Consider the following 26,990-nt stretch of genomic DNA (forward strand, 5'->3'; position numbering starts at 1 on the left):
GGACCGCGTGGAAGAGCCGCTGCTCAGGATCGAAGGGCTGCGCACCCACTTCTTCACCTCGGAAGGCGTGCTCAAGGCCGTGGACGGGGTGGACCTGGCGGTGCCGGCGGGCAGAACCGTCTGCCTGGTCGGCGAGTCGGGGTGCGGCAAGTCCGTCACCGCGCGCTCGATCCTGCAGCTCGTGGACCGGCCGGGCCGGATCGTCGAGGGCTCGATCCGCTGGAAGGGCGCGACCGACCTGGCCGGGCTCGACCCGGCAGGGGAGGAGCTCCGGCGGGTGCGCGGCGGCGAGATCGGCATGATCTTCCAGGAGCCGATGGCGTCCCTGTCGCCCATGTACACGGTGGGCGCGCAGCTCTCCCAGGCGCTGCGGCTGCACCGCGACCTGACCAGGCAGGAGGCCCGGCAGGAAGGCGTCGCGCTGCTGCGCAAGGTCGGCATCCCCGACGCCGAGCGGCGCTTCGACGCCTACCCGTTCCAGCTGTCGGGCGGCATGTGCCAGCGCGTGATGATCGCGATCGCGCTGTGCTGCGACCCGGCGCTGCTGATCGCCGACGAGCCGACCACCGCGCTCGACGTCACCACCCAGGCGCGCATCCTCGACCTCATGATGGACCTGCGCGCGCAGAACGACATGGCGATCCTGTTCATCACCCACGACCTCGGCGTGGTCGCGGAGATCGCCGACGAGGTCGCCGTCATGTACCTCGGCAAGATCGTCGAGCGCGGCACCGTGGAGCAGATCTTCTCCGACCCCCGCCACCCGTACACGCGCGCCCTGCTCCGCTCGATCCCGGAGGTGCGGGGCGGCGGGGCCCGCCGGCGGCTGACCGCGATCCGCGGCATGGTGCCGTCGCTGCACCGGGTGCCGGACGGGTGCCCGTTCCACACCCGCTGCGACCACGCGATCGACGGGCTCTGCGACACCACGCCGCCCCCGCTCAGGAGGTACGGCGAGGCGCACGTCGCCTCCTGCCACCTCGACGAGGTCCCGGCCGAGCCCCCGGCCCCGGCGCTCCGGGTCGCCGAGCGGGCCGCCCCCGCCGCCGAGGAGGCCGGACCCCTGCTCAGGATCGAGGGGCTGGCCAAGCACTACCCGATCGGCGGCGGCCTGTTCCGCAGGCCGACGGGGGTCGTCCGGGCCGTGGACGGGGTCGATCTGACGATCCCGCCCGGCCGGACGCTCGGTCTGGTGGGGGAGTCGGGCTGCGGGAAGACCACGCTCGGCCGCTGCGTCGCGCGGCTGGCCGACCCGACCGCGGGGCGGATCCTCTACCGGACCGCGGCGGGGGACGAGGTCGATCTCGCCACGGTGACGGGGGCCCGGCTGAAGGAGTTCAGGAGGCAGATCCGGGTGATCTTCCAGGACCCGTTCTCCTCGCTCAACCCCCGGATGACGCTCCAGCAGATCGTCGGCGAACCTCTCAAGACCCACGGCATCGCCTCCGGCGGCGAGCTGAAGGACCGGGTGGCGGACATGCTGGCCCGCGTCGGGCTGCGCCCGGAGTACATGCGGCGCTATCCGCACGCGTTCTCCGGCGGCCAGCGGCAGCGCATCAACATCGCGCGGGCCCTGATCACCGGGCCCCGGCTGGTGGTCGCCGACGAACCGGTCTCCGCGCTGGACGTGTCCGTCCGCGCCCAGATCCTGAACCTGCTCACCGACCTGCAGGAGGAGCTCGGGCTGACGTACCTGTTCATCTCGCACGACCTGTCCGTGGTGGAGCACATCAGCGACCGGGTCACCGTCATGTACCTGGGCAAGGTCGTGGAGGACGCCGCCACGGCCGACCTCTACCGGCAGCCGCGCCACCCGTACACCGAGGCGCTGCTGCACGCCGTGCCGGTGCCCGACCCGGGGCGGCGGCGGGAGCGGCACGCGTACGAGATCGCCGACGACCTGCCCGACCCGGCCGCGCCGCCGCCCGGGTGCCGCTTCCACACCCGCTGCGCGCACGTCCGCGCCGGGCTGTGCCACACCGACGTGCCCGACCTGCGCGCGTACGGCGAGCGGCGGCGGGCGGCCTGCCACCACGCGGCCGAGCTCACCCTCGCCGGGGTGGGGTCAGTGACAGGTGAAGCGGAGGTCGACGGCCGGATGGCCGGGCGGGACGCGTAGCCGCAGGCGGTGGACGGTGTCCGGGCGGCCGTGATGGTCGCGGGTGGCGAGCGTCTCGACCGTCGCCGCGAACCCGGGATGGTCGAGGGTGACCAGGCCGTCCCAGCTCACCCGGCCGCCGCGCGCCTCGGGCCGGATCCGGCTGATGAAGACCTCCTCGACCGGCACGTCACCGGCGAACTCGTCACGCAGGTCGAGCCGGCCGTCCCGGTGCCAGCGGAAGCGGCGGACCACGGGACCCGGGTAGGCGGAGCCGAGGTCGAGCGCGAAGGTCAGGCCGTCGGGCGTCTCGGCGTACTCCAGCACCTCGGCGCGCCCGCCGCGCTGGGGGACGCCGCCGACGACCGGGAGCGAGTGCCCCTCCGCCGAGGCGTGCAGGAAGGTGTGGCGCCTGTCGCCGAAGTAGTCCCGCGTGTACTCGCCGGCCCCCAGGTCGTCCAGCACGTTGCGGCCGGCGACCCTGAGGATGAAATGGCCGAGGTCGTCGTGGTTGTGCGGCTCGTCGTTGTGCCCGCCCTTGGCCGCGAAGCCGTAGCCGTGCTCCCCCCGGTCCACCACCCAGGCCAGGTCGGGCAGGTAGCTGGCGGTCTCCACCGGATCCGACCGCACCGGGCGGGACCAGGCGAGCGTCCTGGACAGGTGGCCCCACCGGTAGCAGTGGTCGGCGTGGAAGGAGGGCACGCCGTCCGGCCCGGGGGTGCCGAATCGCTCGGCCAGCCTGGTGAGCAGCCCGGCCGGGAGGAACGGGTCGTCCGTCGTGTCCGAGAACGGCACGTGGCCGCCGTCGGCGAAGCGCACCCGGTGCGGGAACGCGGCCATCGCGGCCACCTTGGGATGGTCGAGCAGATCCTCGCCGGTGCGCTCGCGCAGCGCCTCGGCGAAGTAGACGAAGTAGCCGAACCCGTAGACCCAGTACGCGACGCCTTCGACGCATCCGCCGTCGTCGCCGTACCCGTCCAGGAACCGCCGCATCGCGGCCCGGCAGCGCGCCAGCACCGGCTCGGGGTCGTCCAGCACGGCGAGCGCGGCCATCCCGGCGGCGCCCCCGCACACCGCCTCCCAGTTGTTGCCGAACCCCTCCCACTCCATGGGACGCGGGTCCAGGAACCGGTCGAGGACCCGTCTGCGGACCTCGGCGCGGGCCCGCTCGCCGACCATCGGGTCTACCTGCCCGGCGACTTCGGCCAGCGTGTGGGCGGTCTCGCAGGCGAACAGGTCGACGGGCATCGACTGGTGCGCGGGCAGCACCCACGTGTACTCGTCGCAGGTGGCCCACACCACGTCGTCGAGCGCGTCCCCCGGAGGACCTGCCAGGGCCAGGGCCGCGAGCCTGGCGCGGCGGCCGAAGTAGCGCCGCTCGTAGCCCAGCCGCTCTCCCGTGCGCCCGAACTCGCGGAAGGCCGTGTACGGCAGGCCGGGCAGCGGTTCGCCGCTCGCCGCGACCTCGCGGATCTCGCGTTCCAGAGCCGACAGCACGGGTCCGATCATAAGGAACGGGCGGCCCGGGGACATCCCGCCGGACCGCCCGCTCTCGGGCCGGGTCAGCCGCTGGTGAGCGTGAAGCCCTGTTCGGTGCCGAAGGCGGTGATGCGGTCCTGCCACGACTTCAGCGCGGCGGCCAGGTCGCCGCCGCCGTCGATGGCCTGGCCCACGGTGTCCTTGAAGACGCTGTTGGCGTAGACCTGGAACGGCAGGTACTGCCAGCCGGGGTTGACGGCGGCCGAGGCGTCGCCCAGGACCTGGTTGATCTTCTGTCCGCCGAAGAAGTCCTGCGGCGCGTCACGGAAGGCCGGGTCGTCGAGCAGCGCCTTCGTGGCGGGGAACAGCCCGGCCTCGGAGTTCAGCGACTTGACGGCCTCCGGGTCGGAGTTGAGCCACTCGGCGAAGGCGACGGCGGCCGGGATGTTCTTGCTCTGCGGGATGACCGCGACCGACGAGCCGCCGTTCTCGGCGTTCATCGGCTTGGCCGCGTCGAACTGCGGCATCGGCGCGACCGCCCACTTGCCCTTCGTCTTGGGGATGGAGTTGATGATGCCGTTCGGGGCCCAGGCGCCGGTCAGCCAGGCCGCGTACTTGCCGGAGCCCATGCCCTTCCACCACTCGTCCGTCCAGCCGGGCTGCGCGTCGACCAGCTTCTCGCCGAGCAGGGTGTTCCACGTGCTGACCCACTGCTTGGCGCCGGGGTCGGAGGCGAGCGTGACGCTGACGGAGCTCTCGCCGGAGGTCTTGAACGGCGTGCCGCCCGCCTGCCAGATCATGCTGTCCACGCCGCCGGCGTCACCGGGGTCGATGGTCGTGATGAAGTTGTCCGGGTTATCGGCCTTGATCTTCTTGGCCGCGTCCACGAACTCCGCCCACGTGGTCGGGGGCTTGAGCTTCAGCTTGTCGAAGATGTCCTTGCGGTAGAACATCGCCATCGGGCCGGTGTCCTGCGGGATGCCGTAGACGCCGCCGTTGATGGCCACCTGGCCCCACGCCGCGGGGGCGAACTTGTCCTTCAAGGAGGCGGCGCCGTACTCGGCCAGGTTGACGACCTGCTTGGACAGCGCGAACTGCGGGAGCGCGAAGTACTCGACCTGCGCCACGTCGGGCGCGCCCGAGCCGGCCTTGATCGCGGTCTGCAACTTGGTGTACTGGTCGGCGGACTGCCCCGCGTTCACCACGTTCACCTTGATGTTCGGATATTTCGCCTGGAAGCGGGCGACGGTCTTCTCGATCCCCGTGACCCAGGTCCAGAACGTCAGCTCGGCCGGCTTGCTCAGCGCGTCCTGCACGGCCGCCGTCGCGCTCGGGGCGGCGGCCGGTGCGGTGGCGCCCCCTCCAGAGCCGCCACCGCACGCGGCCAGTGCCAGCGACAGGGCCGCGGCCACACCGGCGGTCATCGCATGTCTTCTCATGATGTTTCCTCACTCACGGGGGTTACTGCTTGACGCTTCCGGTGGCCAGGCCCGACTGCCAGTACCGCTGGAGCACCAGGAAGGCGACGATCAACGGCACGATGGACAGCAGGCTGCCGGTCAGGATGAGCTGGTAGCTGGCGTCGCCGGCGCCCGAGGTGCCGCTGTTGGCCTGGGCGTTCCACTGGTTGAGCCCGACGGTGAGCGGGAACCAGTCCGGCGTGTTCAGCACGATCAGCGGCAGGAAGTAGTTGTTCCAGGTCGCGACCAGCGCGAAGAGCAGCACCGTGACGAACCCGGGGGCCAGCAGTCGCAGGGCGATGGTGCGGAAGATCCTGAACTCGCCCGCGCCGTCGATGCGGGCCGACTCCAGGATCGAGTCGGGCACGGCGTCGGCCGCGTAGACCCGCATCAGATAGAGGCCGAACGGGCTGCACAGCGCCGGGATGAGCACGGCCCACGGGGTGTCGACGAGCCCGACCTGGCTGAAGAGCAGGTACGTCGGCACCGCCAGGGCCGTGCCCGGGATGGAGATCGCGCCGAGCACCATCGCGAACAGCAGCTTGCGGCCCGGGAAGTCGTACTTCGCCAGGGCGTACCCGCCGAGGGTGGCCAGCAGGGCGGCGCCGCCCGCGCCCACCACGGCGTAGAGCACGGTGTTGCCGAACCAGCGCAGGAAGATGCCGTTCTGGTAGCTCAGGGTGTCGCCGATGTTGGCGAACAGGTGGAAGTCCCCGCCGAACCAGAGCCCGAAGGTCGAGAACAGGTCGGCGCCGCTCTTGCTGGCGTTGGCCAGCAGCCAGAACAGCGGGAGGACCGCGTACCCGAACATCACCAGCATGATCACGGTGAGGGTGGTGCTCTTCCTGCGGCGCCTGGCGGTGGGCGATCGGTGCTGGCCGGGCCGGGGCGTGGCGACAGCGGTCACAGGGTCTGCTCCCTTCTCGCCGTGACGATCTGGACGGCGTACGCGACCACGACGGTGACGAGGCCGAGCACCACGGCGACGGCGGCCGAGTAGTTGATCTGCTGGCCGTTGAAGGCGAGGTTGTAGGCGTACATGTTGGGCGTGTAGCTGGTCGAGATCACCGCGGGCGCGAGCTTCTGCAGGATGTTGGGTTCGTTGAAGAGCTGGAAGCTGCCGATGATCGAGAAGACCGTCGCCACGAGCAGCGCGGGGCGCAGGGCGGGCAGCTTGATGCTCCAGGCGATGCGGATGGCGCCCGCGCCGTCCATCTCGGCGGCCTCGTAGAGCTCCTCGGGGATGGCCCGCAGCGCGGCGTACAGGATGATCATGTTGTAGCCGACGTACTCCCAGGTCACCATGTTGCCGATGGAGGTCAGCATCCAGGAGCGCGACAGCAGGTCGGGGGCCGCGACGCCGAGCGCGTCGCCGATCTGGCCGACCAGGCCGAACTGGTCGCCGTACATGTAGCCCCACATGAGGGCCGCCACCACGGCCGGCACCGCGTACGGCATGAAGATCGAGATGCGGAACAGCGACGGCCAGCGCAGCCGGCCGCTGTCGATGGCGAGCGCGCAGCCCAGGGCGATGAGCAGCATGACGGGCACCTGCACGACCAGGAAGAGCGCCACGCGGAGCAGGCCCGCTCCGAACAGCGCGTCGCCCAGGGCGCGGGTGTAGTTGGCCAGCCCGGAGAAGACCGTGCCGCCGATGAGGCGGTCCTGGAAGAAGCTGAGGTAGATGGCGTACGCCAGCGGCGCGACCACCGCGACCAGGAAGACCACGAAGAACGGCAGGAAGAAGGCGTAGCCGGCGACCTGCAGGCGCAGGAGCGGCCGGCCGAGACCGGCCCGCGCGGTCACGTCGCGCTCCTCTGCGATGTTCGCGCTGCCACGAATACTGGCACTGAGCTCTCCTTGTCGGGGCCGTCTGCGGCGGGTGAGCCGCGCTGCTACCTGCGCCACCGTGGGCCTGCTCGCTGCGGTAGCTGCGATGATCGTGTGTTTACGTAAACATGAAGAAGGTGTCCCGTAGTCTGGAGCCGCCGCAGGATCATGTCAATAGGTAACCGCGAGTTAACACATGTGGCGATTTGGTGGTCTTTTGTATCGACCTCTCGCGGCCATTGACGGCTGGGGCATGTTTACGTAAACATCTGGCGAGAGCATCGGACGATCAGAGGTGGCAGTTGGACGGGACGACCCAGGAATCACCGGCGGGACGGCGCTCTCGCAGACGGCCCTCCATGGCCGACGTCGCCGCGATGGCCGGGGTCTCCAGCCAGACGGTCTCCCGGGTGGTCAACAACCGCAGCAACGTGGAGGAGGAGACCCGCCAGCGCGTGCTGTCGGCCATGCGGGTCCTCGGCTACCGGCCCAACACCGCCGCACGCGCCCTGGTCACCGGCCAGTTCCGCACCCTGGGCCTGATCAGCTTCGGGCTCTCCAGCTTCGGCAACGCCCGCACCGTCGACGCCGTCACCCGGGCGGCGCAGCGCGCCGGCTACACCGTGAACATGATCGCCGTCGAGTCGCAGACCGAGCAGGCCGTGCACGAGGCGTTCGACCAGCTCACGCTGCAGGCGGTCGACGGCATCGTGCTCATCGAGGCGCAGATCCTCGACACCCCGTCGCTCCGGCTGCCGCCGGGCGTCCCGGTCGTGATGGCCGACGGCGACGTCAGCCACCGCCACCCCATGGTGGACACCGACCAGGCCCTCGGCGCCCGGCTCATCACCCGCCACCTGCTCGACCTCGGTCACGAGAGCGTCTGGCACGTGGCCGGGCCCGAGGACTCCTACGCCGCGCGGCGCCGGGCCGAGTCCTGGCACGCCACCCTCAAGGAGGCGGGGGCCGCCACTCCCCAGTTACTGTTCGGCGACTGGAGCGCGGCCAGCGGATACAAGGCGGGACGCGAGCTGGCGCGGCGGCCCGGCGTGACGGCCGTCTTCGCCGCCAACGACCAGATGGCGCTCGGCGTGATGCGCGCGATGATCGAGGCCGGTCACCGCGTCCCCGAGGACGTCAGCATCGCCGGCTTCGACGACCTCGACGAGTCGGCCTACCTCTCCCCGCCGCTCACCACCGTCCGCCAGGACTTCGACGTGGTGGCCGAGAAGATCGTGTCGCTCATGATCGGCCAGATCGAGACCGGGGCGGCCCCGTCCGCCACCGCGTTCGTCGCCCCCGAGCTGGTCGTCCGGCAGAGCACCGGCGCGCCGCCCCGCCCATGACGACGGGTTCGTAACCAGGAAGAAGGGAGGAGCGGCGGACCTCGCCCGGCGAGGCCGCCGCGCCTACGATGAACGCCCTACCTCGCGATGTCAGCCCGGTCTCCGGGACCGCCGGCGCCCCGTCACCGGCCGACCGGCTCCGGCGCCGGCTCGGCGGCGTGGCCTTCGGCGGCGACTACAACCCCGAGCAGTGGCCGGCCGAGACCAGGGCGGAGGACCTGCGCCTCATGGTCGAGGCCCGGGTGAACCTCGTCACCGTCGGGGTGTTCGGCTGGGCCCGCGTGGAGCCGGCGCGCGGCGCGTACGACTTCTCCCTCTTCGACCAGGTCCTGGATGACCTGCACGCGCACGGGATCACCGCCGACCTGGCCACCATGACGGCCTCGCCGCCGCCCTGGCTGGTCCACGAGCACCCCGAGATCCTGCCGGTCACCGCCGACGGGACCGTGCTCGGCCCCGGCGGGCGCCAGCACTTCTGCCCGTCCAGCCCGGTCTACCGCGAACGCGCCGCGCTGCTGGCGGAGCGGCTGGCCGAGCACTACCGCGGCCACCCGGCCCTCGGCCTGTGGCACGTCGGCAACGAGTACGGCTGCCACATCCCCGCCTGCTACTGCGAGGTGTCGGCGGACGACTTCCGCCGCTGGCTGCGCGAGCGGTACGGCGACGACGTCGAGGCGCTGAACGACGCCTGGTCGACCGACTTCTGGGCGCAGCGCTACGCCACCTTCGACCACGTCCGGCCGCCCCGCGTGGCACCGACGTACCCCAATCCGGCCCAGCAGCTCGACTACCTGCGCTTCAGCAACGAGGCGCTGCGCGCCTGCTACGACCTGGAGGCCGGCATCCTGCGGCGCGTCACCCCCGACGTGCCGATCACCACGAACTTCCTGGCCGGGCTGAAGGCCGTGGACGTCTTCGACTGGGCGCCCGGGGTGGACGTCGTGGCGGTCGACTCCTACCCCGACCCCCACGACGAGCGGCCGCACCTCGGCCCCGGCCTGGTCTACGACACGATGCGCGGCGCCGGCGGCGGCGACCCGTGGATCCTCATGGAGCAGGCGCCGAGCGCGGTGAACTGGCGGGCCAGGAACGCCGTCAAACAGCCCGGCCAGATGCGGCTGTGGAGCTGGCAGGCGGTCGCGCAGGGCGCCGACGCGGTCCTCTACTTCCAGTGGCGGCAGTCACGCGGCGGCGCCGAGAAGTTCCACTCCGGCATGGTGCCACACGCGGGCGCCGACAGCAGGGTCTACCGCGAGATCGTGGCGCTCGGCAGGGAACTGGCCTCGGTGCCCGACCTGGCCGGCACGCGGGTGCGCAACCAGGTGGCGATCCTGCTCGACTGGAACAGCTGGTGGGCGCTCGAGCTCGACTCCCACCCCTCCGACGGCGTGCGCCAGCAGGACCGCCTGCTCGACCACTACGGGCCCCTGTTCGAGCTCGGCGCGGGCGTGGACGTGGTGCCGCCATCGGCCGACCTGACCGGCTACCGGCTCGTCGTCGTGCCCAACCTGTACCTGCTGGCGGGCGAGGACGCGCGGCGCGTCACGGCGTACGTCTCCGGCGGCGGCGCGCTGGTCGTCTCGTTCTTCAGCGGCATCGTGGACGAGCACGACCGGGTCCACCTGGGCGGCTACCCCGCGCCGCTGCGCGAGGTCCTCGGGGTGCGGGTCGAGGAGTTCTGGCCGGCGGCCGAGCACGAGAGGTTCCCCGTACGGGGCTGCGGGGCGCTGGCGCACCTGGAGGGGACCGCCGACCTGTGGCGCGAGGACCTGCGGCTCACCGGGGCCGAGCCCGAGGTCGTCTTCGACGGTTCCGACGGCCGCCCGGCCGTGACCAGGCACGACTTCGGCGAGGGAACCGCCCGCTACCTGTCCACCCGTCTCGACGAGGCCGCCATGCGGGCGGTCCTGGCGCGGGCGCTCGCCGAAGCGGGCGTCACCCCCGCCGTCGAAGGGCTGCCTCCCGGGGTCCAGGCGAGCGTGCGCGCCGGAGCCGGCCGCCGCTTCCTGATCCTGCTCAACCACACCGGCGAGAAGCACGACGTCACCCCCGGCGGCGAGTGGACCGACGCCCTCTCGGGCGAGGACGTCGAGTCCGTCACGCTGCCGCCCTCGGGCGTCGCCGTGCTCCGGTCCCTGTCGGGTCAGTAGACGGGGCGGGATGCTCCTATGGATGTCAATCGGAGCGTTCCTGGTCGTTCGTTGTGGTGATGAGTCCGTAAAGTTCGCGGGCGACGTAGCGCTTCAGGCAGCGGATGATCTCTTTCTTGGACAGGCCGTCTTGGGTGCGTCGGTCCATGTAGGCGCGGGTGCGGGCATCCCAGCGCAGGCGGCACAGGACGACGCGGTAGAGGGCGGCGTTGGCCTGCCGGTCGCCGCCGCGGTTGAGGCGGTGCCGGGTGGTCTTGCCGGAGGAGGCCGGGATCGGCGCGACGCCGCAGAGCATGGCGAAGGCGGCTTCGCTGCCGATCCGGTCGTGGTTCTCGCCGGCGGTGACCAGGAGCTGTCCCGCGATCTCGGTGCCCACGCCATGGGCGGCGATCAGCCGTGGGTTGATCGCCATCACCAGGACGTCCAGGAGTTCGTCGAGGTCGGCGATCTCGGCGGACAGCTGCTGGTGGCGGCGGGCCAGGGAGCGCAGCGCGAGCTGGGTGGCGGTGGTCGGGTCGGCGGCGGCCTCGCGGTCGGAGGTCAGGGCGGCGCAGGTGGCGATGAGTTTCGTGCTGGACAGGCCCCGCAGGCTTTGGCGCAGGGCGTCCGGGGCGGTGACGATCAGGGCCTTGATCCGGCGTTGGGTGTCGGCGCGCTGGTCGATGGCGCTGCGGCGGGCGATGCGCAGGGCGCGCAGCGCTTCGATGCGGCCGTCGCGCCGTTTCGGGGTGCCGGTGCGGTCACCGGCGAGGGCGGCCTTGGCGGCGGCGATGGCGTCGATCGGGTCGGACTTGCCGTGGAAGCGGCGGCTCTTGCGGTCGGGCCGGTCGATCTCGATCACGTTGATGTGCTCGGCCTGCAGCAGCCGGGTGAGCCCGGCTCCGTAGGCGCCGGTGCCTTCCACCCCGACCCGGCTCAGCTGCCCGAAGGCGCGCATCCAGGCGAGCAGGGCGGTGTAGCCGGCGGGGGTGGCGGGGAACTGCTCGGTGCCCAGCACCCGGCCGACTCCATCGATCACGGCCGCGGTGTGGGTGTCCTGGTGGGTGTCCACGCCGCCGGCGACTTCAGTGAGCGGCGTGCTGTCGGGTGTAATGGAGGTCATCGTCGTCCTGTCGTCTGACCGAGGGGGCGGGACGGCACGCACCAGCCGGGGCAGCGCGGACAAGACAGTGATGGGGCCTCTGGCCAGGCTCCTATGAAGTCACAGGTGCCGCGTCCGGTGAGTGCAGATGAGCGCTTCCCGTCCAGGGCCGACAGATCCCGTTGAGGACCTCAAGGTCAGTCAGTTGATGGGTCAGACCCTGGCGGGAAGCGCTCACCCCTCCATCATCACTGTCAGTAGACGAAGGGCCAGCCCGCGCTGTCGTAGCCGAGGAGGTTGATGCCCAGCAGGGGCGCGCCGTTGTCGGCGTAGTAGTGGTAGTAGAGCACCTCGGCGTCGCTGTCGGGTACCACCGCCTGGTGGCCCGGCCCGTGCACGCTCCCGTGCCCGGCCAGGACCTGGGTGCCGCCGCCCGCGGTCATGGCGACGCCGTTGCGGTCCACGTACGGGCCGGTGACGCTGGTCGAACGGCCGACCATGATCCGGTAGGTGCTGCTCGCCCCCTGGCAGCAGGCGTCGAACGACACCCACAGGTAGTAGTACGAGCCGTGCCGGAAGACGAACGGCGCCTCGATCGCGGTCGTGCCGCCGGTGCGCTGGGCCAGGCCGGTGATCGAGGTGCCGAGGCGCCTGCCGGTGGCGGGGTCGAGCTGGATGAGCTTGATCCCGGTCCAGAACGACCCGAAGGAGAGCCACCAGCGGCCCTGGGCGTCCACGACGAGGTTCGGGTCGATGGCGTTGTAGTTGCTGGACGAGGTGGTGGAGATGATCAGGCCCTGGTTCGTCCAGGATCCTGACGCGCCGGTGGTGCTGGTGGCCAGGAAGATCGCCGAATTGCGCGAGCCGAACGTCGACGCCGAGTAGTACAGGTAGTAGCGCCCGTTGCGGTAGGAGATGTCCGGCGCCCAGAGGCTGGCGCTGCCGCCGGTGTACGACGTGGTCCACGGCGCGCCGCCGGGGAAGACCACCCCGGCGTTGTGCCAGGCCGTCCGGTCGGTCGAGGTCTTGATCGTGATGTTGTCGCCGGTGTGCACCAGCAGGTAGGAGCCGTCGGGCCGCTTGACCACGCTCGGGTCGTGCACGCCGATGTCGCCCGTCACCCGCCCCGGGTTGGGGTAGGACGACGGGGGAGTGGTCGGCGTGGCCAGGGGCACGGGCACGGGCTCGGGACGTACCGCGGCGGCGCCGAGCAGGAGGGCGACGAGAGCTCGTTTCCACATGACGTGACCGTCTCTGTGAGCGGTGGCACTTGACTGGCCAGAGTCACCGGTCACATGAGGGGTGTCAAGGACGCCTGCCGCCGCCGCAGGTCGGGCGGCTGAAACTTTCACGCCCGACCCGGCCGCACGACTCAGGACGAGGGCGGCCCGGTCAGCTCGCGCAGGCGGCGCAGCGGGGCCTGGCGGGCGTGGGACCAGCATTGGCGTCCCCGCGACGAACAGCCCCCAACCGGTCCGGAGCCGAAAGTACTACCCCGGCGGCGGCCGAAAGGCGGAACGAGCACGAGCCCTTCCGCCGATGAACCGGCGCCCCCGCGATTGCCACCATCGACCCATGACCCACACGAAGGCGGGCCGCCTCATCCCCGCCGGGCTGCTCGCCCTCAGCGCCGTCCCCGTGATCGCGGGCGCCATCCGCGCGGCGGAGCTGGCCGGCGGCGCCGCCATCACCCCGGACAACGCCCGCTTCTTCGCCGCCCCCGCGCCCGTGCTGCTGCACATCGCCGGCGTGACCGTCTACAGCGTCCTGGGCGCCTTCCAGTTCGCGCCCGGCTTCCGCCGGCGCAGGCCCGCCTGGCATCGGGCGGCCGGGCGGGTGCTGGTGCCGGCCGGCCTGGTCGCGGCGCTCGCCGGCCTGTGGATGACCCTGTTCTCCGACCTTCCGGACGGCGACACCGGACTCCTGACCGTCTTCCGCCTCGCGGCCGGCTCGGCCATGGCCGGCTCCCTCGTCCTCGGCTTCGCCGCGATCCTGCGCCGCGACGTCGCCCGGCACCGCGCCTGGATGATCCGCGCGTACGCGCTCGGCATGGGCGCGGGCACGCAGGCGGTGCTCCTGTCCGCCTGGTACGCGGCCACGGGCGCCGATCCCTACGACGTCACCAGGGCACTGCTCCAAGGACTGTGCTGGGGTATCAACCTCGCCGTGGCCGAATGGGCCATCCGCAGGCGCCCCCGCGCGGGCTTCTCAGACGAGATCCGGTTCGGCCGTTCGGCCGACCGGGATCGTCCTTCCGGCCGATGATCTCCATGGACGCGGCCGGGAACCATGCTCTCTCGTGAAGCGATACGTGACGATCGGCGTGTCGGGCGGCCGGCCCCTGACCGCCGAGGAACTGCGCTACCGGAATGCGGGTCGGTGCTCCGGCCTTCAGGCCGGAGGTGAAGGCCCGCGTGGGAAGGCCCTCTGGGGCCTGAGCGTGCCCTAACCGGGACGGTTTTGCTGCTCGATGTACTGGTGTAGGACGCTGATCGGTGCGCCGCCCACCGATCCGGCGAAGTACGAGCCCGACCACAGCTTGTTCGCCCGGTAATAGTGACGGGCCAGCTCGGGGAACTCCTGGCGCATCCTGCGTGAGGAAACGCCCTTCAACGAGTTGACGAGTTTGGACGGGGCGATCTTGGGTGGGAAGTTCACCAGCAGGTGGACGTGATTGTTCCCGCCGTTGAACTCGCGCAGCTCGGTCTCGAAGTCGGCGCACACGTCCCGCATGATCTCCTCCATCCTGTTCAGGTGGGTGTCGGTGAACACCTCGTGCCGGAACTTGGTCACGAAGACCAAATGCGCGTGGAGGGCGAAAACACAGGCGCGGGCGTTCGGATGCGCCCGCGTGGTGTTCAACGACGCACTGCGCCTGCGGAGCGACGTCCGCGCGGCGGGTCTGCCGTACCTGTCGGATGCCGACCTGTCGAAGCGGGTTATCACTGCGGCCAAGCAGACACCGGAGCGGGCGTGGCTGGGCGAGGTCTCAGCGGTGATCCTTCAGCAGGCGCTCGCGGACCTGAACACCGCCTACCGCAACTTCTTCGCCTCCCTGACAGGCAAGCGCAAGGGCCGGAAGGTCGCCCCGCCCCGGTTCCGGTCGCGCAAGGACTCCCGGCAGAGCATCCGGTTCACCAAGAACGCCCGGTTCACGGTCACCGAGTCGGGTCGCCTGCGGTTGCCGGAGATCGGAGACGTGCCGGTCCGCTGGTCGCGTTCGCTGCCCTCCGATCCATCATCGGTGACGGTGATCAAGGATTCGGCGGGCCGGTACTTCGCGTCGTTCGTGGTCGAGACTTCGGACGAGCCGTTGCCCGAGACGGGTTCCGAGATCGGGATCGACCTGGGTCTGACCCACTTCGCGGTGATGTCGGACGGCAAGAAGGTGGACAACCCCCGCATCCTGCGCCGGGCAGCGAAGAAGCTCCGCAAGGCACAGAAGGCACTGAGCCGTAAGGAGAAGGGCTCGGCGAACCGGGCCAAGGCCAAGGTGAAGGTCGCCAAGGCGTACGCCAAAGTGGCCAGCACGCGCCGAGACTGGGCACACAAGCTCTCCACCACGATCATCCGCGACGACCAAGCGGTGTATGTGGAGGATCTTGCGGTGTCCGGCCTGGCGCGCACGCGCTTGGCGAAGTCGGTGCACGACGCGGGCTGGTCGCAGTTCGTCGCCATGCTGGAGTACAAGGCCGTCAAGTACGGCCGCCACTTCGGCAAGATCGACCGCTGGTTCCCCTCGTCGAAGCTGTGCTCGGCGTGCGGGGCCGTCGCCGAGTCGATGCCGCTGAACATCCGGGAGTGGACCTGCCCATGCGGGGCGGCCCACGATCGGGACGTCAACGCAGCGATCAACATCCTCGCCGCCGGACAGGCGGAGAGGCTAAACGACTGTGGAGCGCAGGTAAGACCGGGACTTGTTCCGGCACCGCGCGAGGAAGCAGTAACCCACCCGGAGCCACACGCGTGGCAGACGGGAATCTCCGTCCTTTAGGGCGGAGTGGAGGTCAATCCGCCCACGCCTTCCTCACCATGATTCCGGAGTTCGCCGGTGGCCTCGCCACCGCGATCACGCAGGCGGAGCAGGGTGACGCCCAGCTCTTCGCCACCATCCGGGCCCAGGCGCCGGACGATCCGGTGAGCACGGCCGCCTACCGGTCGATCCTCTGCCAGGACATCGATCCCGAGATCCGCGGCTACGCTGACGTGCGCGAACGTATGCGGCAGAGCCGCGCCGCAGCCCCTCACCTGCGTGGCACGTCCGAATTCTGGGACATGACCGTGGGGTGCGCGGGCTGGCCGATCCCTCCTGCTCACCCGCGGCGTCAGAGCCCGATCAGGGGCGTGCCACCGATCCTCGTGATCGGCAACACCCACGACCCCGCCACCCCGCTCCGCTGGGCGCGCAGCCTTTCGGGACGCATACAGGGCTCGGGGCTGCTGGTCCACGACGGCGACGGCCACACGGCGTACCGGAGGTCCGCCTGTGCGACGGAGCACATCGACGCCTACCTCGTGACCGGCGCGTTGCCCGCCACCGGATCGGTGTGCGCGCAATGACGGAAGCTCGGCGCCACCCGGCCGCCGGTCAGCCGATCGGTGGGGCGGGTCAGCCGTTCGGAGGGGCGGAGGGTTCAGCCGCCGATTCATGACATAGACGGAGGTGTGGCTCGCTGCCGGATTGAGAGGCTGACGGCCTTCAGCCAGAAGGGGAGCGAGACACATGCCAGAAGTGAGCGACGGGAGTACGGGCGCGGGGGTGAGCCGTCGCGGGATGCTCGCCGGTGCGGGCGCCGCGGCGGTCACCATGCTCGGCACAGGAAAGGCCGAGGCCGCGTCGGCGGAATCGGGCGGAGCGGGCTCGGGTGGGGCGGGCTCTGGTGGGGCGGGCTCGAGTGGGGTGGAATCGGGCGGAGCGGCGTTCGGCCCGGTGACCGTACGTCCGGGCGACATCCGCTACGACAACCTGCTGCGCGGCAACAACTTCCGCTTCGTCGGCCGCCCGGACGAGATCCGCGTGGTCGGGTCGACCGAGCAGGTGGTGCGCGCGGTGCAGGACGCGGTGCGTACCGGACGGCGGGTCGCGGTGCGCAGCGGCGGGCACTGCTTCGAGAACCTCACCGCCGACCCGGCGGTGCGGATGCTGCTGGACCTGTCACCGATGGACGCGGTCGGCTACGACGCCGACCGGCGGGCGTTCTCCGTGCAACCCGGAGCCACCCTCGGTCACGTGTACCGGACGCTGCTCACCGGCTGGGGCGTGACGGTCCCCGGCGGCAGCTGCCCGGAGGTGGGCGCCGGCGGGCACTTCGCGGGCGGCGGGTACGGGGCACTGTCCCGGCGGTACGGCTCGGTGGTGGATCACCTGTACGGCGTGGAGGTCGTGGTGGTCGACCGCGACGGCACCGCCCGCGCGGTGGTCGCCACCCGCGAGCCGGACGACCCCAACCGCGACCTGTGGTGGGCGCACACCGGCGGGGGCGGCGGCAACTTCGGCGTGGTCACGCGGTACTGGTTGCGCTCGTCCGGCGCCACCGGCACCGACCCGTCCCGGCTGCTGCCCCCGGCACCGGGGCGGATGCTGCAGCACGTGGCCATCTGGTCCTGGGAGCACATGACCGAGCAGGCGCTCACCGGGCTGATGCGTAATTTCGGGCACTGGCACGAGCGCAACAGCGCGCCCGGCTCCCCGCACGCCGGGTTGTACGGGATCCTCCTCATTTCGCACCGCGCCGGCGGGACCGTCACGCTGGTCTCCCAGATCGACGCGGACCTCCCCGGCGCCGACGGCATGGTGACCGACTTCGTGTCCGAGGTGACCGCCGGCGTCGACCTCACCCCGGCGCTCGACCTCCGGCGGACGATGCCATGGCTGCACCGGATGACCTGGCCGGGCAGCGGCGAGCCGGGTGACGTGATCAACCGGCGGTACAAGATCAAGGCCGCCTACCTGCGACGCTCGCTGACCGAGACCCAGCTCGCGGCCGTCCACCGCAACCTGACGAACTCCACCGGCGGGCCGGACTCCGGCATGCTGCTGATCGGCTACGGCGGCCAGGTCCGCGCGGTGGCGCCAGGGGCCACCGCGATCGCCCAGCGGGACGTGGTGATGAAGGCCGTCTACCAGACGATCTGGCGCGACGAGGCGGACGACGCGGCCAACCTCGCCTGGGTCCGCGAGTTCTACCGCGACGTGTACGCCGGCACCGGCGGCGTGCCCGTGCCCGGCGAGGTCAACGACGGCTCCTACATCAACTACGCGGACGCCGACCTGGCCGACCCGGCGTGGAACACCTCCGGTGTGCCCGCGCACACGCTCTACTACAAGGACAACTACCCGCGCCTGCAGCGGGTGAAGGCCCGGTGGGACCCGCGCAACGTCTTCCGGCACGCCCTGGCCATCGAGCCTCCGCGGGCCGGTTGACCGGCATCCGAGCTAGATTGTCCGCCGGGGGCGAGTGCCGGGGAGGAGGACGCGGATGAGCGATCCGGCGGCACGGTGGTCCGTGCCGTTGACCGTCGGGCCGTACGCGCTGCTGGCGCTGCTGACCGGCGTCACCGTGGCCATCAAGAGCTCGGCGGGCACGTCCCTGATCGTCGACCTGGTCCTGTGCGCGCTGACGGCGGCGTGGATGCTGGGCGTCTTCACCCTCCGTCCCGCCTGGCGCGCGCGGCCGCCGGTGATGGCGGTGTTCTGCGCGGTGCTGATTCTGCTCACGGCGATCCTGGCGATCAGGGCCCCGTGGTTCGGATGCTTCACCCCCGTCGCGTACGTCTACGCCTTCCGGCTCCTGCCCTGGCCGTGGCAGCCGGTCGGCGTCGGCGCGGTGGCGGCGGTGGCGGGCACGGCGCAGGCGTACGGCGTGGACAAGACCACGGCCGCCGGCCTGGTCACCTACGTCGCCGTCGTCGCCGCGAACGCCCTGCCGATGTGCGCCTTCGCCTGGTTCGCCCGGCGTGGCGCCCGGCAGAACGAGGAGCGGGAGCGCGCGCTCCAGGAGGCCCGCGAGGCGAACCGCAGGCTGGCGGTGTCGCTGGCGGAGAACGCGGCCCTGCACGAACGGCTGCTGGCGCAGGCGCGCGACGCCGGCGTGCGGGACGAGCGGCAGCGCATGGCGCGGGAGATCCACGACACCCTGGCGCAGGGGCTGACCGGCATCGTCAGCCAGCTGCGCGCGGCCGAGCACGCCGGCGACGATCCGGCGGCCTGGCGCCGGCACGTCGCCGCCGCGACCAAGCTGGCCAGGGAGAGCCTGTCGGAGGCGCGGCGGTCGGTGCACGCGCTGCGTCCCGAGCCGCTGCGATCGGCCATGCTGAGCGAGGCCCTGGCGGGCGTCGCCGAGCGCTGGTCGGCGCTGCACGAGATCCCCGTCCAGGTCACGACGACCGGTACGGCGCGGCCGATCCGGCCGGAGGCGGAGGCCGCGCTGCTCAGGATCGCGCAGGAAGCCCTGGCCAACGTGGCCAAGCACGCGCGGGCGACCAGGGTGGGGGTGACGCTGTCGTACCTGGAGCACGAGGCGGCCCTGGACGTGCGCGACGACGGCGGCGGCTTCGATCCGGCGCTGCTGGATGCCGCCGCCGGCGGTTTCCGGGCCGATCGCGGCGGGTTCGGCCTGATCGCGATGCGGCAACGGATGGAGAGCCTGGCCGGCACCCTGCAGGTCGAGTCGGAGCCGGGCGCCGGCACGGGCATCTCGGCCCGCGTCCCCGCCGAGCGGGCGGAGGTGGGCGCGTGAGCCGCCCCGCCCGCCCGATCGGGCTGCTGATCGTGGATGACCATCCGGTGGTCAGGGACGGGCTCGCCAGCATGTTCGCCCGCGACCCGGAGTTCGAGGTGCTCGGCGAGGCGGCCGGCGGGGCCGAGGCGGTCCGGCTGGCCCAGGCCCTGCGACCGGACGTGATCCTCATGGACCTGCGGATGCCCGGCATGGACGGGGTGAGCGCGACCAGGGAGCTCGCCGAGCGGGGGAGCGAGGCCCGCGTGCTCGTGCTGACCACGTACGACACCGACAGCGACGTGCTCCCCGCGATCGAGGCCGGCGCCACCGGATACCTCCTCAAGGACGCTCCCCGCGACGAGCTGCTGCGCGCGGTCCGGGCGGCGGCCCGGGGCGAGGCGGTGCTCGCGCCGTCGGTGGCGGCCCTGCTGATGAGCCGGGTACGCCGGCCCGCCCCCGGGCCGCTCAGCCCGCGCGAGGTCGAAGTGCTGCAACTGGTGGCGGCCGGAGCCACGAACCGGGAGGCGGCGGCCAAGCTGTTCCTCACCGAGGCCACCGTCAAGTCCCACATGCTGAACATCTACGCCAAGCTCGGGGTGAACGACCGCGCCGCCGCCGTCACCGAGGCGTTCAACCGAGGACTGCTCATCCCACGAAATCCCGGGTCGTGACGGGTCATCGCCGGATACGGTCTGATCATGCGCGTTCATCGACCCGGATTCGTGACACTCGCCGTTCTGGCCGCGTTGTCCGGTGGGTGCGGTGGCGCCGCGCCGGCTCCGAACGGCGGAGCCCTGCCCGCACCGCCGACGGCGAGCGCGGGACCGCTGGCAGGCAAGGTCGTCGTGCTCGATCCCGGGCACAACGGCGGGAACGCCGCGCACCCCGCCGAGATCAACCGCGAGGTCGACATCATCACCCGGAGCAAAGCCTGCAACGCCGTCGGCTTCAAGACCGCCGACGGGTACGAGGAGAGCGCCTTCGCCTGGAGCGTCACCCAGCACCTCAGGCCGCTCCTGGAGACGATGGGCGCCCAGGTCGTGCTCACCCGCAGCAACGACGAGGGCGTCGGCCCGTGCGTCACCGAGCGGGCGGCCATCGGGAACGATGCCAGGGCGGACGCCGTGGTGTCCATCCACGGCGACAGCGGCAAGCCGAGCGGGCACGGGTTCCACGTGATCGTCCCCGGGCTGATCCCCGGGCGCAACGACGAGGTCATCGAGCCGTCCCGCAAGCTCGGGCTGGCGATCCGCGACGCGTACCAGGCCGGCACCGGCATGCCGTACGCGAACTACCGAGGCGAGGACGGCCTGCGGTCCCGCACCGACCTGGGCGGGCTCAACCTGTCGACGCGGCCGGTCGTGTTCATCCAGTGCGGCAACATGCGCAACGCGGGCGACGCGGCCAAGATGACCGACGTCGCCTTCCGCAAGCGGGTCGCCGGCGCGCTGGCGAACGGAATCAAGAACTACCTCACCGGCACCTGACCGAGCCGCCCCGCCACGTGACCGAGCCACGCCCTGCCACGCGAGCGGGGCGCGCGCGAGTGGGCCCGCGTCGGAGTGCGGGTCGGTCAGTACGTGGTGGGCATCTGGGTGGTCAGGCCGGCGGTCACGGTGAACGGAACGGCCGTGACGCTCGCGGTGGCGGCGGCCAGCCTGGTGGGTGGGCATCCGGCGGCCCTGCGCGTCCACGGCCTCGACGTCGAAGAAGGCGATGTCGCCGCCGTCCGCGCGTAATCCGCCGGGCACGGCGTGCGGCGTCAGCCAGAGGGCGGCTGTGGCGTCAGCCGGAGGGCGGCGTGCGGCGTCAGCCGGAGCGTGGTGGCGCCGGTGGTCGTCTTGGAGGCTGTCCGGCTGCGTCTTCTGCCGGGTCAGACGTTGAGGAACCCGTCCATGGCGGCGGTGGGCCGCAGGGTGGCGGGGTCCCACGCCCCGCTGCCGTAGGTCGCGAACGGTGAGTAGACCTCGGGCTCCCAGTAGAACGTGCCGAGGCCGCCGAAGCTCTTCAGGCCGGTGACGAAGGCCCGGAGGGAGTCGCGTACCTGGGTGGGCTTGTTCAGCGGCCCGCCGTACTCGACGTGCATGACCGGTCTGCCGTACGTGCTCTGGATGGTGTGCATGTTGTCCAGCACCGGGGCCACGTTGCCGCCCTGGGCGTAGGAGGACAGGCCGGTGATGTCCCACCGGCCGCCGTTGTCCCGGTAGGCGTTGAGGAAGTTCTGGACGCTGCCGAGGTTCTGCGGCTGGGCCAGGTGCACCAGTACGGGCGTGGCCGGGAAGACGTGCTTGACCATGTCGTAGGCGGCGTTGAGCAGGCCGGTCATCTGGGCGGGCCGGCTGATGCTCCCGACCGGTTTGCAGATGCCGGAGTTGGTCTCGTTGCCGATCTGCACCCATGCGGGCGTGACGTTGTTGTACTTGAGCACGTTCATGGTGTGGAAGACGTAGTCGTACATCGCGTCCAGCATCTGGCTGTAGCTCATCGAGGCCCAGGCGGCGGGCGGGTTCTGCACGCCGACCGAGTTCCAGGTGTCGCCGAAGTGATAGTCGACGAGCACGGACAGTCCCGCGTTCTTGCAGCGTACGGCCATCGCGGCCGTCTCCTCGATGGCGCAGTGGCCGTGTACCGGGTCGCTGGAGGGGTTGACCCAGGTCCGCAGGCGGATCGCGGTGATGCCGTACCCCTTGAGGATGGTGAACAGGTCCTGGGCGGTCCCGGCGCCGTTGCGCCAGATCCGGCCCTGCGCCTCCATCTGCGGCATCCAGCTGATGTCGGCGCCCTTGACGAAGGTCGCCGCTTGAGCCTGCGGCGTTCCCGTGCCCGTTCCTGCGCCCAGCGCGAGCGCGCCGGCGCCGAGGAGGACCGCGCGCCTGCTCAGCTCGGCCGGTACGGACGTGCGCATGTCTGCCATGACCGGGCTCCCTTCCTGTGGTTAAAACGGTTTAACCGTAGGAAGGGGGTCTGGCAGCGTCAAGGTCGGCTGTGAGGGACGTGGTGGAAGCCGGGAGATGGGCCTGCTGGGCCGGGGGATGGCCGGTGAAAATTTCATGCGGTGTGGAAGCGTTTACGCGCTCACAGGGCCCGGACGCGGACGTCCCGGAGCGCGCTGCGCACGAAGCTCTCGTCGCCGGAGGCGGCCAGGTAGAAGCCCGCGCGGCAGGCGGTGCCCGAGATGGTGTGGCGCGGGTCGAGGGCGACCGACGCCCGGCGCTGCCGTTCGCAGGCGGGGACCGGGGCCAGCACCAGCATGCGGCGGCTCAGTCCGCCGAGCCACAGTTGCGGTCCGACGAGCACGCCGTCGCGGATCTCGCCGGGGCGCGACAGGCGCAGCGGCCCGCCGGCCGACAGGGTGAGGAAGCCGCCGGGGGTGAGCGTGCCGCGCAGGTTCCGCGCCCAGGCCAGCCGCTGCTCGAAGGTCATCCCGGCCCGCTCGTCCTGCAGCGCGATCCGCCAGTCGCCGAACGCGAAGAGCAGGACCGGCCCGGCGGTGTCCACCCCGAGCGGCCCGGGCCAGAGCGTGACGTCGCCCGTGAGGTGACGGATCATCGGCCGCCCGGCGGCGGTCTCGGCCTCGCCGTACAGCGGCGCGGTCAGGGAGCGGAACTCCCCGCCCCCGCCAGAGTCTCTGTCCCCGTCCCCGTTCCCGTCCCCGTTCCCGCCGGCGTCCCCGTCCCCGCCGGCGTCCCCGCCAGCGCCCTCGCCAGCGCCGGTGCCGGTGCCGGTGCCGGTGGGAAAGCGGGGTCCCTCGGACGTCCCGTCGCCGGTGAGGGTGCCGCTGGCGTACGGCCGGGCACCCAGCGAGGCCAGGTTGAGACCGGCCGGATAGGTCAGCTCCGCCCGCGACCCGTCAGGGAACGTCACCCGCATCGTCCTGGTCCCGCCCGTCCCGCTCGCCGCCGGATAGACGGCGTTCGGTCTCACAGTGATCATCTCGCGCACGGGCACCGGCGGCTCCGGCGCGGGGCGGCTCGTGTCGCGGCTCGCGAGAATCACGATGAACGGCACGGCCGCGAGAGCGACCAGCACCGCGATCCCCGCCCGGCGAGGCCCGCGCGGGCCCTGCTCGATGATGTCGACCCCGCCGGCGGTCATCGGCCTTCCTCTGTCGTACGGCTGTCCCCACCCCAGTTCAGACCATCGCCGGGCGCGGCGCCACGCCCGGCACGGGAATGTGATCCAGCGCACTGTTCCCGTTAACTTCTCTGACGGGCAGATGTCGGTCTGATCGACATACTGTCGGCGAGGCCGCACCCCTCAAGGAGGTTCGTCGATGGAACGCCGCAATTTCCTGCGCGCGACGGTGCTCGGTGCGAGCACCGTCGCCTTCTCCGGCAGTCTGTGGCAGGGCGCCGCCCTGGCCGCACCGGCGCAGAACGCCCCCGGTCCCTACGGCCCGCTGCAGGCCGCCGACGCCAACGGCATCCAGCTGCCGGCCGGCTTCACCAGCCAGGTGATCGCCCGATCCGGCCAGTCCGTCCCGGGCACGTCCTACACCTGGCACAACGCCCCTGACGGAGGCGCCTGCTTCGCCGACGGCAGCGGCTGGATCTACGTCTCCAACTCCGAGATCAACCCCGGCGGCGGCGCCTCGGCCATCCGCTTCGACTCCAGCGGAGCCGTCACCTCGGCCAACCGGATCCTGTCCGGCACCCGGCAGAACTGCGCGGGCGGGAAGACGCCCTGGAACACGTGGCTTTCCTGCGAGGAGGTCAGCCTGGGCTTCGTCTACGAGACCTACCCGTTCGGCGGCACCGCCGTGCAGCGCCCCGCGATGGGCCGCTTCAAGCACGAGGCCGCCGCCGCCGACCCCGTACGGAAGGTGATCTACCTCACCGAGGACGAGACCAACGGGCGGTTCTACCGGTTCGTCCCCACGACGTGGGGCGACCTGTCCTCCGGCACCCTCCAGGTGCTGGTGGCGGGATCCGCCACGTCGGGCTCGTTCACCTGGGCGAACGTCCCGGACCCGGACGGCTCGCCGACCGCGACGCGCAGCCAGGTGTCCGGCTCCAAGTCGTTCAACGGCGGCGAGGGCTGCCACTACGCCGACGACACGGTCTGGTTCACCACGAAGGGCGACAACCGGGTGTGGCAGATCAACCTGACCACCAACACCTACGAACTGGCCTATGACGACAGCCTCGTCAGCCCCGGCACCGCGCCGCTCACCGGCGTCGACAACGTCACCGGCTCCACCTACGGCGACCTGTACGTGGCCGAGGACGGCGGCAACATGGAGATCTGCCTGATCACTCCCGACGACAAGATCTCCGCGTTCCTGCGGATCAACGGCCAGAGCTCGTCGGAGATCACCGGCCCGGCCTTCAACCCCGCGGGCAACCGGCTGTACTTCTCCTCCCAGCGCGGCACCTCGGGGTCGTCGTCCGGCGGCATCACCTACTGCGTGACCGGCCCGTTCCGGACCTGAGTCGCAAGGGCGCCCGTCACGGCTCGCGCGTGACGGGCGCCAGCCACATCCCGACGAGCGCGTCGATCAGCCCGGTCGCGGCGTCGTGCCAGGTGGCCCGGGGTGTGGGGGCGCCTTCGGCGAGCGCGCGCTCGCGGTCGGCGCACGTGAGCACGATCAGCTGGCGGGCCATGTCGCCGCGCTCGGCCCGCACCTCGGCGGGCAGCTCGGGCAGGCACCGGTTGAACCCCTCGACGGTCTGCCGCAGCGAGGGGGAGGAGCGGGTCTCGTCACCTATGATCGCGCGGAGCGCGGGGTCGGTCACCACCTGGGCGACGAAGCGGGCGTACCAGGTGGGGGAGCCGAGGTCCGCCAGATGCTCGGTGACCGGGCGCACCATGCAGGCGACCCAGTCGCGCACGTCGGCGGAGTCGCCGAGCTCGGCCACCATCCGCTCGCGGATCCGCTCGATCGGCTCGGCGTGTTTGCGGGCGATCGCGCGTACGAGATGGGTCTTGGTGCCGAAGTGGTAGCCGACGGCGGCGTTGTTGCCCTGCCCGGCGGCCTCGCTGACCTGGCGGTTGGAGACGGCGAGCACGCCGTGCTCGGCGAACAGCTGCTCCGCCGCCGCGAGAATCCGCTCGCGGGTCACTCCGGCGCGCTCGGCGCGTACGGTCTTGCCGGTCATCGGCACCACCGTACCGGAACGTCACGCCTGCTCACGAGGGCCTCCTTCGGGGACCTGACCGTCGGTTGTGCTCAGTAAATCGACGCTGTTAGCCTTAAGTCAAGCGACTGATTTACTAATACCTCGTCGTTTGCTTCCCTCAACCTCGCAACGGAGACCTCGCATGGCCAACATCCCCGCCCGCCGCGCCCACGCGGCCGACCCCCCGCGGTCGAGCACCTTCGTGGTGGTGCTCGCCTTCTCCGGCATCGTGGTGTCGTTGATGCAGACCCTGGTGATCCCGCTGGTTCCCGAGCTGCCCAAGCTCCTGGGAGCCCCGGCGTCCGACACCACCTGGGCGATCACCGCCACGCTGCTCGCCAGCGCGGTCGCCACACCCGTGGTGGGACGGCTGGGCGACATGTTCGGCAAGCGGCGCATGCTCCTGCTCAGCCTGGTCCTGCTGGTCGCCGGGTCGGTCGTGTGCGCCCTCAGCGACTCCCTGACGCCCATGGTCGTCGGGCGGGCCCTGCAGGGCCTGGCCTCCGGCGTGATCCCGCTCGGCATCAGCATCATGCGCGACGAGCTGCCCGCCGACCGGCTCGGCTCCGCGACCGCGCTCATGAGCGCCTCGCTCGGCGTGGGCGGCGCCCTGGGCCTGCCCGCCGCCGCCCTCATCGCCGAGAACGCCGACTGGCACGCGCTGTTCTGGACCGCGGCCGGGCTCGGCGCCGTGGCCCTGGTCGTGGTGCTGGCCCTCGTGCCCGAGTCCGCGGTGCGCAGCGGCGGGCGCTTCGACCTGATCGGCGCCGTCGGGCTGTCGGCCGCGCTGGTGTGCCTGCTCCTGGCGATCTCCAAGGGCGCCAGCTGGGGCTGGGGCGACCCGCTCACGATCGGCCTGTTCGCCGCGGCGGTCGTGGTGCTGCTGCTGTGGGGCTGGTGGGAGCTGAGCACCCGGGAGCCGATGGTGGACCTGCGCACCACCGCGCGGCGCCAGGTGCTGTTCACCAACCTCGCCTCCACCATGATGGGCTTCTCGATGTTCGCCATGTCCCTGGTGCTGCCGCAGCTGCTGCAGCTGCCCGAGGCCACCGGCTACGGGCTGGGCCAGTCGATGCTGGCGGTGGGCCTGGTGATGGCGCCGTCCGGCCTGGTGATGATGGTGCTGGCGCCGCTGTCGGCCCGCCTGTCCGCGGCCAAGGGGCCCAAGGTCACCCTCATGATCGGCGCCGTCATCGTCGCCGCCGGTTACGCTCTCAACATCGGGCTGATGTCCGAGATCTGGCACCTCGTCCTGGTCTCGTGCATCATCGGGGCCGGCATCGGATTCGCCTACGCCTCCATGCCCGCCCTCGTCATGGGGGCCGTGCCGGTGTCCGAGACGGCCGCCGCCAACAGCCTCAACACCCTCATGCGCGCCGTCGGCACCTCCGTCTCCAGCGCCGTGGCGGGCGTCGTCCTGGCCGAGATGACCACCACGTTCGGTCCCGTCGCCCTCCCCTCCGAGGACGGCTTCCGCGTCGTCATGGGCATCGGCGCCGGCGCCGCCCTCCTCGCGTTCGTCCTGGCCGCCTTCCTCCCGCGCCGGAGCGCCGCCGCCCCCGCCACGGCGCGCGCCGCCGCCCCGGCGCCTTCCGCCCACGAGCCCGCGCGCGTGCCCGCCCACGTGCCCGCCCCTGTGTCCGCCCGCGTGCCCGCACACGAGGGCGAGCCCGCGTACGCGCCGGCCGCCTGGACGGACACGCCGG

General features: G+C 71.6%; 22 protein-coding genes and 1 pseudogene. 13 read left to right on the forward strand and 10 right to left on the reverse strand.

Annotated features, from left to right (window positions below):
- Window positions 1-7: 7 nt before the first annotated feature.
- Window positions 8-2,119 (forward strand): ABC transporter ATP-binding protein, encoded by a 2,112-nt coding sequence (locus tag HD596_RS35310; protein WP_185073762.1) that lies wholly within the window; start codon window positions 8-10, stop codon window positions 2,117-2,119.
- On the opposite strand, the gene HD596_RS35315 is transcribed toward HD596_RS35310, so the two are convergent.
- From HD596_RS35315 to HD596_RS35330, 4 genes are all read right to left on the reverse strand, one after another.
- On the reverse strand, window positions 2,066-3,595 hold the full coding sequence (locus tag HD596_RS35315) for a heparinase II/III family protein (protein WP_185073764.1): 1,530 nt from the start codon (window positions 3,593-3,595) through the stop codon (window positions 2,066-2,068). The genes HD596_RS35310 and HD596_RS35315 overlap by 54 nt on opposite strands.
- 65 nt (window positions 3,596-3,660) lie before the next feature.
- Window positions 3,661-5,016 carry an ABC transporter substrate-binding protein gene (locus tag HD596_RS35320; protein WP_221519660.1) on the reverse strand — a complete coding sequence of 452 codons (1,356 nt, stop codon included), beginning with the start codon at window positions 5,014-5,016 and terminating at the stop codon, window positions 3,661-3,663.
- Between the two features lie 22 nt (window positions 5,017-5,038).
- Entirely contained in the window at window positions 5,039-5,944 is a 906-nt protein-coding gene (locus HD596_RS62370; RefSeq protein ID WP_313045598.1) for a carbohydrate ABC transporter permease, read from the reverse strand.
- Window positions 5,941-6,843 (reverse strand): carbohydrate ABC transporter permease, encoded by a 903-nt coding sequence (locus HD596_RS35330; RefSeq protein ID WP_313045599.1) that lies wholly within the window; start codon window positions 6,841-6,843, stop codon window positions 5,941-5,943. The genes HD596_RS62370 and HD596_RS35330 overlap by 4 nt, the downstream gene beginning before the upstream one ends.
- Before the next feature lie 383 nt (window positions 6,844-7,226).
- Between HD596_RS35330 and HD596_RS35335 the strand changes: the two genes are divergently transcribed.
- Both HD596_RS35335 and HD596_RS35340 read left to right on the forward strand, forming a co-directional pair.
- Window positions 7,227-8,213, forward strand: coding sequence for a LacI family DNA-binding transcriptional regulator (locus tag HD596_RS35335; RefSeq protein WP_185073766.1), 987 nt, complete (start codon window positions 7,227-7,229; stop codon window positions 8,211-8,213).
- A 68-nt stretch (window positions 8,214-8,281) separates the two neighbouring features.
- Window positions 8,282-10,363 carry a beta-galactosidase gene (locus HD596_RS35340; protein WP_185073768.1) on the forward strand — a complete coding sequence of 694 codons (2,082 nt, stop codon included), beginning with the start codon at window positions 8,282-8,284 and terminating at the stop codon, window positions 10,361-10,363.
- Window positions 10,364-10,388: 25 nt separating this feature from the next.
- Here the strand turns inward: HD596_RS35340 and HD596_RS35345 are convergent, their stop codons facing one another.
- Both HD596_RS35345 and HD596_RS35350 read right to left on the reverse strand, forming a co-directional pair.
- The gene (locus HD596_RS35345; protein ID WP_185070271.1) at window positions 10,389-11,465 is read right to left on the reverse strand and encodes an IS110 family RNA-guided transposase; all 1,077 of its coding nucleotides are present in this window, start codon (window positions 11,463-11,465) and stop codon (window positions 10,389-10,391) included.
- Between the two features lie 233 nt (window positions 11,466-11,698).
- Window positions 11,699-12,685, reverse strand: a complete 987-nt coding sequence (locus tag HD596_RS35350; RefSeq protein ID WP_185073770.1) for an arabinan endo-1,5-alpha-L-arabinosidase — start codon at window positions 12,683-12,685, stop codon at window positions 11,699-11,701.
- A gap of 334 nt (window positions 12,686-13,019) precedes the next feature.
- Here HD596_RS35350 and HD596_RS35355 point away from each other — a divergent pair, with 334 nt between their 5' ends.
- Window positions 13,020-13,709: a DUF2306 domain-containing protein gene (locus HD596_RS35355; protein WP_221519661.1), complete on the forward strand. Its 690-nt coding sequence runs from the start codon at window positions 13,020-13,022 to the stop codon at window positions 13,707-13,709.
- 180 nt (window positions 13,710-13,889) lie between these two features.
- On the opposite strand, the gene tnpA is transcribed toward HD596_RS35355, so the two are convergent.
- Window positions 13,890-14,306, reverse strand: a complete 417-nt coding sequence (tnpA, locus tag HD596_RS35360; protein WP_185073772.1) for an IS200/IS605 family transposase — start codon at window positions 14,304-14,306, stop codon at window positions 13,890-13,892.
- Between tnpA and HD596_RS35365 the strand changes: the two genes are divergently transcribed.
- The 7 genes from HD596_RS35365 (at window position 14,230) to HD596_RS35395 (ending at window position 20,904) form a co-directional block, all read left to right on the forward strand.
- Complete coding sequence (locus tag HD596_RS35365) at window positions 14,230-15,438, forward strand: RNA-guided endonuclease InsQ/TnpB family protein (protein WP_185073774.1); 1,209 nt, start codon at window positions 14,230-14,232, stop codon at window positions 15,436-15,438. The genes tnpA and HD596_RS35365 overlap by 77 nt on opposite strands.
- Before the next feature lie 38 nt (window positions 15,439-15,476).
- Window positions 15,477-16,004: an alpha/beta hydrolase gene (locus HD596_RS35370; RefSeq protein WP_185073776.1), complete on the forward strand. Its 528-nt coding sequence runs from the start codon at window positions 15,477-15,479 to the stop codon at window positions 16,002-16,004.
- A gap of 163 nt (window positions 16,005-16,167) precedes the next feature.
- Complete coding sequence (locus tag HD596_RS35375; protein WP_246555067.1) at window positions 16,168-17,868, forward strand: FAD-binding oxidoreductase; 1,701 nt, start codon at window positions 16,168-16,170, stop codon at window positions 17,866-17,868.
- Between the two features lie 55 nt (window positions 17,869-17,923).
- A complete protein-coding gene (locus HD596_RS35380) occupies window positions 17,924-19,183 on the forward strand; it encodes a sensor histidine kinase (RefSeq protein ID WP_185073778.1) in 1,260 nt (419 codons plus the stop codon).
- Window positions 19,180-19,836, forward strand: coding sequence for a response regulator (locus HD596_RS35385; RefSeq protein ID WP_185073787.1), 657 nt, complete (start codon window positions 19,180-19,182; stop codon window positions 19,834-19,836). The genes HD596_RS35380 and HD596_RS35385 overlap by 4 nt, the downstream gene beginning before the upstream one ends.
- Window positions 19,837-19,863: 27 nt before the next feature.
- Complete coding sequence (locus HD596_RS35390) at window positions 19,864-20,652, forward strand: N-acetylmuramoyl-L-alanine amidase (protein WP_185073789.1); 789 nt, start codon at window positions 19,864-19,866, stop codon at window positions 20,650-20,652.
- 75 nt (window positions 20,653-20,727) lie between these two features.
- Complete coding sequence (locus tag HD596_RS35395) at window positions 20,728-20,904, forward strand: hypothetical protein (RefSeq protein ID WP_185073791.1); 177 nt, start codon at window positions 20,728-20,730, stop codon at window positions 20,902-20,904.
- A gap of 134 nt (window positions 20,905-21,038) precedes the next feature.
- On the opposite strand, the gene HD596_RS35400 is transcribed toward HD596_RS35395, so the two are convergent.
- A complete protein-coding gene (locus HD596_RS35400) occupies window positions 21,039-22,079 on the reverse strand; it encodes a glycosyl hydrolase 53 family protein (RefSeq protein ID WP_185073793.1) in 1,041 nt (346 codons plus the stop codon).
- Window positions 22,080-22,240: 161 nt separating this feature from the next.
- Window positions 22,241-23,260: a hypothetical protein gene (locus tag HD596_RS35405; protein ID WP_185073795.1), complete on the reverse strand. Its 1,020-nt coding sequence runs from the start codon at window positions 23,258-23,260 to the stop codon at window positions 22,241-22,243.
- A gap of 178 nt (window positions 23,261-23,438) precedes the next feature.
- Between HD596_RS35405 and HD596_RS35410 the strand changes: the two genes are divergently transcribed.
- The gene (locus HD596_RS35410) at window positions 23,439-24,596 is read left to right on the forward strand and encodes an alkaline phosphatase PhoX (RefSeq protein ID WP_185073797.1); all 1,158 of its coding nucleotides are present in this window, start codon (window positions 23,439-23,441) and stop codon (window positions 24,594-24,596) included.
- Between the two features lie 16 nt (window positions 24,597-24,612).
- Here the strand turns inward: HD596_RS35410 and HD596_RS35415 are convergent, their stop codons facing one another.
- Entirely contained in the window at window positions 24,613-25,263 is a 651-nt protein-coding gene (locus tag HD596_RS35415; protein WP_185073799.1) for a TetR/AcrR family transcriptional regulator, read from the reverse strand.
- Window positions 25,264-25,426: 163 nt separating this feature from the next.
- On the opposite strand from HD596_RS35415, the pseudogene HD596_RS62375 reads away from it, so the two are divergent.
- Window positions 25,427-26,902: pseudogene (locus HD596_RS62375) on the forward strand (MFS transporter); the annotation flags it as partial.
- Between the last annotated feature and the right edge of the window lie 88 nt (window positions 26,903-26,990).

The sequence above is a fragment of the Nonomuraea jabiensis genome, assembly GCF_014204795.1.
GTDB classification, from domain to species: domain Bacteria; phylum Actinomycetota; class Actinomycetes; order Streptosporangiales; family Streptosporangiaceae; genus Nonomuraea; species Nonomuraea jabiensis.